A 12,179-nucleotide genomic window follows, 5' to 3' on the forward strand; every position below is an offset into this window, starting at 1 on the left:
AGATAGCGGTACCAGCGCAGGTCGCCGCCCGGCTCCACGCCGTAGAGGGTCGGCCCGCTGCCGGGCCCGCGGCCGCGGGGCGTGGAGACCAGCCGCTCGAAGCTCTGCCAGCCGTTCCCGATCGTGTTGCCGGAATTCTTGTGCCAGCCGCGCGAACCCGCCGGATCGGAGACGCCGTCGCCCGCGTCGTACTCGTACCAGCGCAGGTCGCCGTTCGGTTCGACGCCGAACAGCGTCCCCGCGCCGCCGCCGCACAGAAAGATGAAGCTCTGCCAGCCGTTGCCGATGATGTTGCGCGAGTTGGGCGCCCAGCCGATCGAGCCGTTGGGCGTGGCCTGCCCGACGCCGTCGTAGCGGTACCAGCGGAGGTCGCCGTTCGGCTCGACGCCGAACAGTTCGCCGACGCGGCCGAGGCCGCTGTCCACGGGTGGGATTTCTGCCCCGCCACAGGCGAGATGGATGAAGGTCATATCGGCTCCTCGGTGCGAAGACCCCCTGGACCGAGAAGTCTTCCGCTCCGTCGCGGGCCTGGCACGAGTAGCGGGCTACTCGACCGCGTCAGCCCACGTCGAGGTGGCGCAGGCGGGGCCAGAGGTCCTGCCAGGACTCGCGGCGGCCGGTGCACAGCCACGGCTGCTGTTCCTCGTCGGTCCGGGCGACCGCGTGGCATTCGGTGAAATGGTCGCGGAGTTCGTCGGGATCCTCGCCGATGTACAGCACGTCGCGGGCCGATTCGGGTGGCGGCGGGAAGTAGCCGTAGCTGCGGTTGGTGCTGTACGCCGGTGGCAGCTCGCCGGGGCGGGAGTAGACGTCGAGGTACGCGGCGACGATATAGGACTCACCCATGACAGCCGTGGAATCCCTTTCCGCCGTGGGCAATTCGCGGTAGGCGGCCGCGGCCCGCTGCTGGATCCGCTGCGCCGAGTCGACCGCCGTGGACTGGTAGGCGATCGCCAGCATGCCCGCGGCCGCCGCGACGCTCAGCGCGTACAGGGGCCAGGCGAACCAGCCGCGGCGGCCACCGGCGAGCCGTCGTCCCTGGAGACCGGCCGCGCCCGCCGCGAACAGCAGCCCGTACAGGCCGTTGAGGTAGTACGGCCGCCCGACCGTGGCGACGAAGAAGACGTACAGCACGACCGCCGACACGCCCAGGAAGCGGTAGGCGCGCAGCTCGTCCGCGCGCAGCAGCCGCCATAATCCGTAGAGCGACAACGCCGTTCCCGCCACGCCGGCCATCACGATCAGCGCTATCGCCACACCCGGCCGCCCGCCGTAGAGGGCATCGGCCTCCGCCGCCACCACCGAACCCATGCGCAGCTGCGGCCAGCCGTTGCGGGCCTGCCACACCAGGGTGGGCAGCGCGATCAGCAGCCCGAGACCCGCGCCCGCCCACAGCATCGGCCGGCGCAGCAGCTCGCGCGGCCCGAACACGGCCACCGCGGCCAGGAGAACCGCGCACAGCAGCAGCACCTGGAATTTGGTCTCCGCCGCGATTCCCGCGACCGCGCCGAGGGCGAGCAGCAGGCGGTCGTCGCGCACGCGGATCCAGCGCACCAGCAGCCAGAGGATCAGCAGCCACTCCACCGGTTCGAGGGTGTACGGGGTCAGCCAGTGCCCGGACATCGTCACCCACAGGGCGGTCGCCTGCGCGGCCGCCGCGAGGATCTGCGCGCGCCGATCTCCGCCCAGTTCCCTGGCGACGAGGGCCACCACGACGACCGCGCCCGCGGTGGCGAGGACGGCCGGAAGCCGCAGTGCCAGAATAGATCCCGGAGCGAGCCAGTCCAGGGCCGCCGCGAGTGCAGGGGCGAGCGGCGGCTGGTCGGCGGACCCCCAGGCCAGATGGTGGCGGCCGATGGCCAGCATGTACGCCTCGTCGAACCAGTACCCGCGCCCGGCGGCAACGGCGAGATGCGCGACCGCGGTCACCGCCGCGACCGCGAGCACGCCCCTGGCAGCGAACGCCGGCACGGCCGGTACAACTGGGCGGGACCGTAGCGATACCTGCACGTTCGACCTCCGTCGATGGACTGTCCAGCCATCGTCCCCCGACGACGAAACCCGGCACATCCACCGACACGCACCCACCCCATGCGACCGAGGTACTACGTCATCCGACGGAAGTACGACCTGGTGCGCGGCTGTCGTACTCCTCGCGGTGGGTGAAGACCTCGTCCATGTGGGCCTCGGCCCAAGCCTTGATGCCCGCGACGACGTGGTGGAGGGAGAGGCCGAGGGCGGTGAGTTCGTAGGTGACCGTGACGGGGACGGTGGGGGTGACGGTGCGGGTGATCAGGCCGTCGCGTTCCAGGGAGCGCAGGGTCTGGGTGAGCATCTTCTGGCTGACCCCGGCCAGCTGCCGGGACAGTTCGGAGTACCGCATCGCGCGCGGTTCGCCGGTGCAGGGCGCCCCGGGATTCGGGCCGTCGCTGCCGAGCGCGGCCAGGATGAGCGCGACCCACTTGTCGGAGATTCGATCGAGGAGCTGGCGGCTGGGGCAGCCGGCCAGGAACGCGTCGTAGTCGGCCCGCGCCTGAGCGCGTTTCTGTGCGGCCGTCGCTGTCGGCATCGGCCACTCCTTCCTACCTCGTGGTGACCAACGCACTTCGAAGTGCGTACTTCCCGTCGGAGAGTTACCTCATCAATAGTGAGTGGTGTTCGACCCGGAACACAAGTCACGAGGAGTGAGAACCATGGGTGAATCCACCTTCCGCACCGCCGTCGTCCGCACACCGGCCGGTCCCGGCTCGATCGAGATCATCGAGGTCCCGGTCGTCGAACCCGGCCCCGGAGAGGTCCGGGTGGCTGTGGCCGCCGCCCCGGTCAACCCCGTCGATCTGGCTGTCGCGGGCGGCTTCTTCCACGACATGGGCCTGATCGTTCAGCCCGAATACACCGGTCTGGGATGGGATTTCGCGGGAACGGTCGTCGCCGCCGGACCAGGCGTGGACCTGGCCCCCGGCACGAGGGTGGCCGGTCTGGTGCCGGGATTCGATCGCGACTTCAGCACGTACGCCGAACAACTCGTCGTCCCGGCCACCGATATCGCCGTCGTCCCCGAGGATCTGGATCTCGTCGCGGCGTCGACGGTGCCGCTCAACGGGCTGACCGCGGCACAGCTCGCCGACCTGCTCGGTGACGCGCCCGCGGGCGCGAATCGGTTGCTGGTGACCGGTGCGGCCGGTGCGGTCGGCGGCTACCTCGCCGTCCTCGCCCGCGACCGCGGCTGGCAGGTGACGGGACTGGCCAGGGCGGAGGACGAGAAGTTCGTCCGCGGCCTCGGCGCGGATTTCACGACGGACGCCGAGCCGGGCTGGGACGCGGTGGCCGACCCGGCCGTATTCCAGGAGCGCGGTCTCGCCCTGGTCCGGGACGGCGGGATCTTCGTCGGCGTCCGCCCGAACGCGGGACCGCCCGCCGAACGCGGCATCACCGTGAAGTCGGTGTCGGTCCATCCGGACCGGACGCGCCTCGCCGAACTCCTCACCCGCACCGCGTCCGGCGAACTCGCGGCCCGGGTGCACTCGGTGCTGCCGCTGGACAGTGCCGCGGAGGCCCATCGATCCGTCGCCGCGGGCGGGGTTCGCGGCCGCTACGTCCTCGCGCCCTGACAGGGAACCGGTGCCCGGCAGGTCGATTCGGAGGCCGCCGAGGCCCGGTATGTCGGTTCGTCCCGGTACGGTTGACCGGGAAGGCCGGCGGGCAGCCCGTCGGTGGGGAGTAGCCATGACGATCGGGGATGCCGATGGTGGGGACCGAGCCGGTACTCGCGGTGAGCGACTACGAGGTCGACGGAGTGCGGTGCGCCGTGCACGACAGCGGTCCCGCCGGCCGCGGCGAGGCCGTGGTGTTCGTCCACGGCAATCCCGGGCCCATGGACGACTGGGCCGCGCTGGCGCCCGGTGTCGCGGAGTTCGCGCGGGTGATCGCCATGGATATGCCGGGTTTCGGGCGGTCGGAGCGGCCGCGGTCGTTCGAGCACAGCGTGATCGGGCACGCGCGCTTCCTCGGGCGGCTGCTCGATCGGCTCGGCGTCGAGCGGGCGCACCTGGTCCTGCACGATTTCGGCGGGCCGTGGGGGCTGCGCTGGGCACTGGACAATCCGGAACGGCTCGCCTCCCTGACCCTGATCAATACCGGCGCGCTGGAGGGTTACCGCTGGCACAAATACGCCAGGATCTGGCAGACACCGGTACTCGGTGAGCTGTTCCAGCTGATGAGCACCCCGCGCGCCCTGCGAGCCGCCCTCAGCCGGGACAACCCGCGCCCGCTGCCGCGCTCCTACGCCGAGCGGGTCCACCGCTATGCGGACCGGGGTCACCGGCGGGCGGTGCTGCGGCTCTACCGCGCCTCGCGCGATCCCGCCGCCGCGTTCCCGGAGCGGGCCCTCGGCGTTCCGGCGAATGGCCTGCCGGTCTGCGTGATCTGGGGCGACGGCGATCCCTACATCCCGGTCCGTTTCGCGGAACAGCAGCGAAACATCTTCCCCGAGGCCGAGATCCACATCCTCGAGGGCCTGGGCCACTGGCCGTTCATCGATGATCCGGACGCGGTCCGTACTCCGCTGGAAGCCTTCCTCCGCAAGCAGATTCAGCCGGGGGACTGACGGCGCCCTCGTAGACACCGTCGGCGCTGGTGCGCAAGTGCGCATATTCCGCATTCGAACGGCGCGGGCTACCTCGCGGTTCCCTCGACATCCAGGCTCGCCGCGGTCAGGTTCTCGGCGGCGTACCGGGCGATCGAGCAGGCCTGGCGCGCACGCGCCTCCGGGTGCGCGGTGCGCCGCTCCAGCGTCGAGCGGATGCGGTCGAGGGCCACGGTGGCGTCGTCGCTCGCGCGGCGCAGCGCGGTGTGCTGGTCCTGGAGGTCGCGATAGGCGAGGTCGGTATCGCCGAAGCGGCGGCGCAGGTCGGCGATGTGGTTGAGCAGATCCGCGACCTCGCGCGTGCTCAGGGTGAGGGTCGGGTGCTCGGCGCCCGCGAGGATCGCCTCGCCCGCCACCTCGGCGCAGCGCGCGTGCAGCACATCGAGAATGTCGCCCACGCAGATCACCCTCCCGTCGCGGTACCGCACCCGACCGGCCCGATCACGGGTACGGTACTGGAAACCGGCCGCAGGCCGAGCATTCTCACGCCGTCGCCGCGGCCTCCGAGGGAAGTAATTCCCACAATACGTGCGGGTAACCCCTACACGCGGTGTACCTGCGGACGTGAGAGGTGCACACTACGCGTGACCGGTAGTCGTAACCTCGCCCGAGCGGGCCAGTGCTGTGGAGTGGAAGGAGCTGGTGAGTGTTCAGCCGCATCGCCATCGTGAACCGGGGAGAGGCCGCCATGCGGCTCATCCATGCCGTCCGAGACTTGGCCGCGGAGACCGGGCTACCGATCGAGACAGTCGCCCTGTACACCGATGTGGACGCCAGCGCGACCTTCGTGCGAGAGGCTGATATCGCCTACGACCTGGGTCCCGCGTCGGCGCGTCCGTACCTCGACCTGAAGGCCCTCGAGCGCGCCCTGGTGACGACCAAGGCCGACTCCGCGTGGGTCGGTTGGGGTTTCGTCGCGGAGGATCCGGCGTTCGCCGAGCTGTGCGAGCAGATCGGCGTCACCTTCATCGGCCCGAACCCGGACGCGATGCGCAAGCTCGGTGACAAGATCGGCGCGAAGCTGATCGCCGAGGAGGTCGGCGTACCGGTCGCGCCGTGGAGCCGCGGCGCGGTCGAGACCCTGGACGCGGCACTGGCGTCCGCGGCCGAGGTCGGTTACCCGTTGATGTTGAAGGCGACCGCGGGCGGCGGCGGGCGCGGCATCCGGGTGATCACGAACGAGGCCGAACTCACCGATGCCTACGAGCGCACCAGCCAGGAGGCCGCCCGCGCCTTCGGCAGCGGCGTCGTATTCCTGGAGCGCCTGGTCACCGGCGCCCGGCACGTCGAGGTCCAGGTGATCGCGGACGGCCAGGGCACGGCGTGGGCGCTCGGCGTCCGCGACTGCTCGGTGCAGCGGCGCAACCAGAAGGTCATCGAGGAGTCGGCGTCGCCGGTCCTGAGCCCCGAGCAGACCGCCGAACTCAAGGGTTCGGCCGAGCGGCTGGCCGTCGCGGTCGGCTACCGCGGTGCGGCGACCGTCGAATTCCTCTACCACCCCGGCGATCAGCTGTTCGCCTTCCTCGAGGTCAACACCCGCCTGCAGGTCGAGCATCCGATCACCGAGTACACCACCGGATTCGACCTGGTCCGCGCCCAGCTGCACGTCGCCTCCGGCGGCCGGCTGGAGGGCGAGCCGCCGGCCGAGCGCGGGCACGCCATCGAGGCCCGGCTCAACGCCGAGGATCCCGACCGCGACTTCGCGCCCGCCCCGGGCCGCATCGCGCTGCTGGATCTGCCCGCCGGACCGGGCATTCGCGTCGACACCGGCGTCAGCCAGGGCGACACCATCCCCGCCGACTTCGACTCGATGATCGCCAAGATCATCGCCTACGGCAGCGACCGCGACCAGGCCCTGGGCCGCCTGCGCCGCGCGGTGGGCGAGACCCGCGTCGTCATCGAGGGCGGCGCCACCAACAAGAGCTTCGTGCTGGACCTGCTGGACCAGCCCGAGGTCATCGACGCCAGCGCCGACACCGGCTGGATCGACCGCGTACGCGGCGAGGGCCGCCTGGTCTCGCATCGCCACTCCGCGATCGCGCTGGCCGCCGCCGCCATCGACGCCTACGAGGAGGAGGAGCGGGTCGAGCGGCATCGCCTGCTGTCCACCGCCTCCGGCGGCCGGCCGCAGGTGCAGCACCAGAGCGGCCGGCCGCTCGACCTCAAGCTGCGCGGCGCGAGCTACCGCGTCCGGGTCGCGCGCATCGGCGCGCACCGGTTCCGGGTCGGCATCGAGGCGGGCGCCGACATCCGCACCGCCGACGTCGATCTCGAGCGCTTCGACCGCCACACCGCTCAGATGATCGTCAACGGCGCCCGCTACCGCCTGACCACCGGCACCCACGGCCCGATCCACCTGGTCGACGTGGACGGCGTGACGCACCGGGTCAGCCGCGACGAGGGCGGCGTCGTCCGCTCGCCCGCCCCCGCGCTGGTCGTCGCCACCCCGCTGGAGGTCGGCGCCGAGGTCGAGGCCGGCGCCCCGGTGCTGGTGCTGGAGAGCATGAAGATGGAAACGGTGCTGCGCGCGCCGTTCCGGGCCCGGCTCAAGGAATGCGCCGTCACCGTCGGTTCGCAGGTCGAGACCGGTGCGCCGCTGCTGCGGCTGGAGCCGCTCGCCGACGAGGGCGAGGAGGCCGAGGCCGACACGTCGACCGGGGCCGTCGAACTGGATCTGCCCAGCGCGCCCGCGGCCGTCCGGCCGGACGAGCGCATCGCCCGCGCCCAGCAGGATCTGCGCAGCCTGCTGCTGGGCTTCGACGTCGACCCGCACGACGAGCGCCGCATCGTCGAGGACTACCTGACCGTCCGCCGCGCGGCGATCGCCGACAACCGCCGGCCCCTCGCCGAGGAACTCGAACTCCTCGAGGTGTTCGCCGATCTCGCCGATCTGATCCACAACCGGTCCTCCGACGAGGACGGCGGCCACGGCCACGTGCACAGCGCCCGCGAGTACTTCCACACCTACCTGCAGAGCCTCGACGTCGAGCGCGCCGGCCTGCCGGAGTCCTACCGGGCCAAGCTCGCCAAGGCGCTCGGCCGCTACGGCGTCACCGACCTGGACCGCACCCCCGACCTCGAGGGCGCGGTGTTCCGGATCTTCCTCGCCCAGCAGCGCCCGTCCGACACGGTCACCGTCGTCACGACGCTGCTGCGCGAATGGCTGCGGGAGCCGGTGCCGGACCGCGCGCTGCGCGAGCCCGTCGGCCTGGCGCTGGAGCGTCTGGTCGCGGCCACGCAGGTGCGTTTCCCCGTGATCGCCGACCTCACCCGCGGCGTGGTCTACGCCTGGTACGGCCAGCCGCTGCTGCGCCGCAACCGGGCCCGCGTCTACACCACCGTGCGCAAGCACCTGGCCCACCTCGACGCCACCCCGGCCGCCGCCGACCGCGGCGACCGCATCGCCGAAATGGTCCGCAGCACAGAGCCTTTGGTGCGACTGCTCGGCCAGCGCCTGGTCCGCGGCAGTGTCGACAACACGGTCATGCTCGAGGTGCTGACCCGTCGCTACTACGGCAACAAGGGACTCGACGGCGTCCGTACCCAGGAGGCGGGCGGCCGCACCTTCGTCATCGCCGAGCGCCGGGGTCTGAGCCTGGTGTCGGACGCGGCGCGCTTCGCCGAACTGCCGACCGTGCTGCGCGGTCTCGCCGAGCTGGCGGCCGATGTTCCGTCCATCGAGGCCGACATCTACCTCAGCTGGGAGAAGCAGCCCGAGGACTTCGACGCGATGGCGTCCGCGCTGCAGGAGGTGTTCGGCGGGCAGCAGCTGCCGAACCAGGTGCACCGCATCACCGCCACCGTCGCGGGCAGCGGCGGCGCGGTCATGCACCACCACTTCACCTTCCGCCCCTCCGCGACGGGTATGGCCGAGGAGCGCCTGATCCGCGGCCTGCATCCGTACATCGCGGAGCGGATGCAGATGAAGCGGCTGCGCAAGTTCGACCTGACCCGCCTGCCGTCCTCCGACGAGGAGGTGTACCTGTTCCAGTGCAAGGCGAAGGAGAACCCCGCCGACGAGCGGCTCGTCGCCTTCGCCCAGGTGCGCGACCTGACCGCGCTGCGCGAGCACGACGGCCGGCTGCTGGCGCTGCCCACCGCGGAGAGCACCATCGCCACCTGCCTGGACTCGATCCGCCGGGCGCAGTCGCGGCGGCCGTCGAACAAGCGGTTCAACACCAACCGCATCGTCATGTACATCTGGCCGCCGATCGACATCATCCCGGCCGAATTCGAGACGATCGTCGAGCGCGTGGTGCCCACGACCGTGGGCGCGGGGCTGGAGGAGATCCTGCTCATCGCCCGGCAGCGCGATCCGAAGAGTGGCGAGCTGGTCAAGGTCGCGGTGCGCATCACCCTCGATCCCACGGGCGGCACGGCGATCACCGTCGGCCAGCGCACCGACGAGGTGGTCGAACCGCTCGACGCCTACCGGCAGAAGGTGCTGCGCGCCAGCAGCCGCAACACCGTGTACCCGTACGAATTGACCAGCCTGCTCGGCGATTTCGCGGAGTACGACCTCGATTCCGATCACACGCTGGTCCCCGTCGACCGGGCCAAGGGCCGCAACACCGCGGCGATCGTGGCGGGCGTGGTCACCACGCCGACCGTGCGGCATCCGCAGGGCGTCAGCCGGGTCGTGCTGCTCGGCGATCCGACCAAATCGCTGGGCGCGCTGTCGGAGCCGGAGTGCCGCCGCGTGATCGCGGCGCTGGATCTGGCCGAGCAGATGCAGGTGCCGCTCGAGTGGTACGCGCTGTCCTCCGGCGCCCGGATCTCGATGTCGTCGGGCACCGAGAACATGGACTGGGTGGCGGCCGCGCTCAAGCGCATCGTCGAGTTCACCCAGGACGGCGGCGAGATCAACATCGTGGTCGCGGGCATCAACGTCGGCGCCCAGCCGTACTGGAACGCCGAGGCCACGATGCTCATGCACACCAAGGGCATCCTGGTCATGACGCCGGATTCGGCGATGGTCCTCACCGGGAAGCAGGCGCTGGACTTCTCCGGCGGCGTCTCGGCCGAGGACAACTTCGGCATCGGCGGTTACGACCGCGTGATGGGCCCGAACGGCCAGGCGCAGTACTGGGCGCCGAGCCTGACCGCCGCGCGCGACATCCTGATGTCGCACTACGACCACACCTACATCGCCCCCGGCGAGCAGGCGCCGCGGCGGGCCGAGACCACCGACCCGTTCGATCGCGACATCTCCGCGTTCCCGCACGACGTGCCGGACAGCGCCTTCACCACGGTCGGCGAGATCTTCTCGTCCGCGACCAACCCGGATCGCAAGAAGCCCTTCGACATCCGGATCGTGATGCAGGCCGTCGCCGACCAGGATCACCCGGTGCTGGAGCGGTGGGCCGGCATGGCCGACGCCGAGACCTCGGTGGTGCAGGACGCGCACCTCGGCGGAATTCCGGTGTGCCTGCTGGGCATCGAGTCCCGCGGCGTGCCGCGGCGCGGGTTCCCGTCGACCGACGGCCCGGACACCTACACCGCGGGCACCCTGTTCCCGCGGTCGTCCAAGAAGGCCGCCCGGGCGATCAACGCGGCCAGCGGTAACCGGCCGCTGGTGGTGCTGGCGAACCTGTCGGGCTTCGACGGCTCGCCGGAGTCGATGCGCAAGCTGCAACTCGAGTACGGCGCCGAGATCGGCCGCGCGGTCGTGAACTTCGAGGGCCCGATCGTGTTCTGCGTGATCTCCCGGTACCACGGCGGCGCGTTCGTCGTGTTCTCGAAGACGTTGAACCCGAATATGACGGTCCTAGCCCTGGAGGGTTCGTTCGCCTCGGTCCTCGGCGGCGCCCCCGCGGCCGCCGTGGTCTTCGCGGGCGAGGTCGACTCCCGCACGGCCGCCGACCCGCGGGTCCGCGACCTGGAGTCGCTCGCCGCCAACGCGGTCGGCGCCGACCGCGCCGCCTTGGCCGCCGAACTCGACGAGATCCGCTCCTCGGTCCGCACCGAGAAACTGGGCGAGGTCGCCGCCGAATTCGACCGAGTCCACGACATCCACCGCGCTGTCGAGGTCGGCTCGGTAGACGCCGTCATCAAGGCCGCCGAAATGCGCCCCCGCATCATCGAGGCCATCGAGGCCGGTTTGGCCGGCTGATTCCTCCCGTTCGCCTGGGGCCTACTTTCTTCCCCGTTCGTCCGGGTCGCTCAGCGACCCGGACGAACGGGGTCCACAGCCAGCCCCAAATCGCCCAGCAACTCCAAAACCCGCCGGTGAATCTCATCCCGAATAGGTCGAATCTCCGCCACCCCCAACCCCGCTGGATCATCCACGATCCACTCCTCCTGCCGGATCCCCGGGAGCAGGGGACATTCGTCTCCGCAGCCCATGGTGACGATGACGTCCGCGGCCTGGATGATCTCGTCGGTCCAGGATTTGGGGAATTCGTGGGAGATATCGATGCCGAGTTCGGCCATGGCGGCGACCGCGGCGGCGTTCAGGGCGGCGCTCGGTTCGGAGCCGCCGGACCAGGCCAGCATGCGGCCCCGCGCGTAGTGCTCGAAGAATCCCAGGGCCATCTGCGAGCGCCCGGCGTTGAACGTGCACAGGAACAGCACCACCGGGACGGCGTGCTCGATGCGGGCCTCCACCTTCGCCCGGGCGTGCAACTGCTGGCGGGCGAAGCGCTCGGCCAGGAGCGGCAGGTACAGCTTCACCGGCGCCTGCGCCCCGATCTGCGCGTAGGAGTCGTGCAGATATCGGTGAATCGTGTTGGCGTCGAACAGGATCGTGAACTCGCGGTGCAGCCGTCGTTCGGCACGGGCGAGCGCCGTGCTGTGGACGACGTCGAGCAGTCGGTACGCCGGAGTGATCTCGGCGTATCCGGCCCGGTTCGTCCGCTCGGGCGTAGCCACAGTGGTTAGGGTCGCATCGACGGCCCTGCGCGGCAACCAAACTAGTGATGAACCGCATCGAACCAGTGGGTCACAGCGCGGATACGGCGTGGCCGCTACGGGTCAGTATGCGAGAAAAAGGATTTCGTCGCGGCTGTAATCGTGGCCGGGATGGTTCTCGGCCAGATGCGATCGGGTCTTGGTGACCAGGTCGTCCTCGTCGGTGCCGCGAATGTATTCGCCACAGGGGCAGCTGAGCCGTGTCTTCATGGGATCTCGCTTTCGTCGGGAGGTCAGCGCCGGGTCAGGATCCGGTGCACGACCTGTTCGGTCGTCGGCGCGCCGCGCGCGTCGTCGGCGTAGCCGAGCCCGGCGTCGAGCACGGCGGCGACGTAGACGGCCGCGAGGCGTTCCGCGGCGTCGGAGTCGGGCCCCAGCGCGTCGCGGAGCCTGCCCTCGACCGCATCGGCGGCCCAGGCGCGCAGCCGGGGCAGGTCGACGGGTTCGGGCCGGGAACTCCGCGGCCGCCGGGGCCTCGAACGGTCGGACGGGCGCAGGGGCGTCACCGTCGCGAGGGAGTCGGACGGGTGGTCGGCTGCGGGCTCGGTGTCGGAACCGGCGGCCGGACCAGAGTTGGACAGCGGACTGTACATGTGTCTAGATGCTATTCCAGGCCGGACGCGAA

At 70.9% G+C, this 12,179-nt stretch carries 10 protein-coding genes; 3 read left to right on the forward strand and 7 right to left on the reverse strand.

Annotated elements, in window-relative coordinates; all coding sequences use genetic code 11:
* The 3 genes from ON41_RS10575 to ON41_RS10585 form a co-directional block, all read right to left on the reverse strand.
* Window positions 1–470 (reverse strand): tachylectin-related carbohydrate-binding protein (locus tag ON41_RS10575; RefSeq protein ID WP_040747310.1); only part of this gene is annotated, 470 nt, incomplete at its 3' end.
* An 88-nt stretch (window positions 471–558) separates the two neighbouring features.
* Window positions 559–1,971, reverse strand: coding sequence for a glycosyltransferase family 39 protein (locus tag ON41_RS10580; protein ID WP_040747312.1), 1,413 nt, complete (start codon window positions 1,969–1,971; stop codon window positions 559–561).
* A gap of 139 nt (window positions 1,972–2,110) precedes the next feature.
* Window positions 2,111–2,569, reverse strand: a complete 459-nt coding sequence (locus tag ON41_RS10585) for a winged helix-turn-helix transcriptional regulator (protein WP_040747314.1) — start codon at window positions 2,567–2,569, stop codon at window positions 2,111–2,113.
* A 124-nt stretch (window positions 2,570–2,693) separates the two neighbouring features.
* On the opposite strand from ON41_RS10585, the gene ON41_RS10590 reads away from it, so the two are divergent.
* Together ON41_RS10590 and ON41_RS10595 are read left to right on the forward strand one after the other, a co-directional pair.
* Window positions 2,694–3,611: an NADP-dependent oxidoreductase gene (locus ON41_RS10590; RefSeq protein WP_040747316.1), complete on the forward strand. Its 918-nt coding sequence runs from the start codon at window positions 2,694–2,696 to the stop codon at window positions 3,609–3,611.
* Between the two features lie 134 nt (window positions 3,612–3,745).
* A complete protein-coding gene (locus tag ON41_RS10595) occupies window positions 3,746–4,606 on the forward strand; it encodes an alpha/beta fold hydrolase (protein ID WP_051161238.1) in 861 nt (286 codons plus the stop codon).
* Window positions 4,607–4,674: 68 nt separating this feature from the next.
* On the opposite strand, the gene ON41_RS10600 is transcribed toward ON41_RS10595, so the two are convergent.
* Window positions 4,675–5,043 carry a hypothetical protein gene (locus ON41_RS10600; protein ID WP_157185421.1) on the reverse strand — a complete coding sequence of 123 codons (369 nt, stop codon included), beginning with the start codon at window positions 5,041–5,043 and terminating at the stop codon, window positions 4,675–4,677.
* A gap of 248 nt (window positions 5,044–5,291) precedes the next feature.
* Here ON41_RS10600 and ON41_RS10605 point away from each other — a divergent pair, with 248 nt between their 5' ends.
* Complete coding sequence (locus ON41_RS10605) at window positions 5,292–10,757, forward strand: ATP-binding protein (protein WP_040747320.1); 5,466 nt, start codon at window positions 5,292–5,294, stop codon at window positions 10,755–10,757.
* 50 nt (window positions 10,758–10,807) lie between these two features.
* Here the strand turns inward: ON41_RS10605 and ON41_RS10610 are convergent, their stop codons facing one another.
* The 3 genes from ON41_RS10610 to ON41_RS10615 form a co-directional block, all read right to left on the reverse strand.
* Window positions 10,808–11,473, reverse strand: a complete 666-nt coding sequence (locus tag ON41_RS10610) for a three-helix bundle dimerization domain-containing protein (RefSeq protein ID WP_051161239.1) — start codon at window positions 11,471–11,473, stop codon at window positions 10,808–10,810.
* A 144-nt stretch (window positions 11,474–11,617) separates the two neighbouring features.
* Window positions 11,618–11,764, reverse strand: a complete 147-nt coding sequence (locus tag ON41_RS39690) for a hypothetical protein (RefSeq protein WP_063709864.1) — start codon at window positions 11,762–11,764, stop codon at window positions 11,618–11,620.
* Between the two features lie 23 nt (window positions 11,765–11,787).
* Complete coding sequence (locus ON41_RS10615; protein ID WP_040747323.1) at window positions 11,788–12,147, reverse strand: hypothetical protein; 360 nt, start codon at window positions 12,145–12,147, stop codon at window positions 11,788–11,790.
* Between the last annotated feature and the right edge of the window lie 32 nt (window positions 12,148–12,179).

The sequence above is a fragment of the Nocardia transvalensis NBRC 15921 genome (assembly GCF_000308875.1).
In the GTDB taxonomy this organism is placed as follows: Bacteria; Actinomycetota; Actinomycetes; order Mycobacteriales; family Mycobacteriaceae; genus Nocardia; species Nocardia transvalensis.

Excerpts from the sequence above, each read along its gene's own strand:
- ON41_RS10585 (WP_040747314.1), bottom strand. The coding sequence starts at position 2,569 with ATGCCGACAGCGACGGCCGCACAGAAACGCGCTCAGGCGCGGGCCGAC.
- ON41_RS10590 (WP_040747316.1), top strand. The coding sequence starts at position 2,694 with ATGGGTGAATCCACCTTCCGCACCGCCGTCGTCCGCACACCGGCCGGT.
- ON41_RS10595 (WP_051161238.1), top strand. The coding sequence starts at position 3,746 with ATGGTGGGGACCGAGCCGGTACTCGCGGTGAGCGACTACGAGGTCGAC.
- ON41_RS39690 (WP_063709864.1), bottom strand. The coding sequence starts at position 11,764 with ATGAAGACACGGCTCAGCTGCCCCTGTGGCGAATACATTCGCGGCACC.
- ON41_RS10615 (WP_040747323.1), bottom strand. The coding sequence starts at position 12,147 with ATGTACAGTCCGCTGTCCAACTCTGGTCCGGCCGCCGGTTCCGACACC.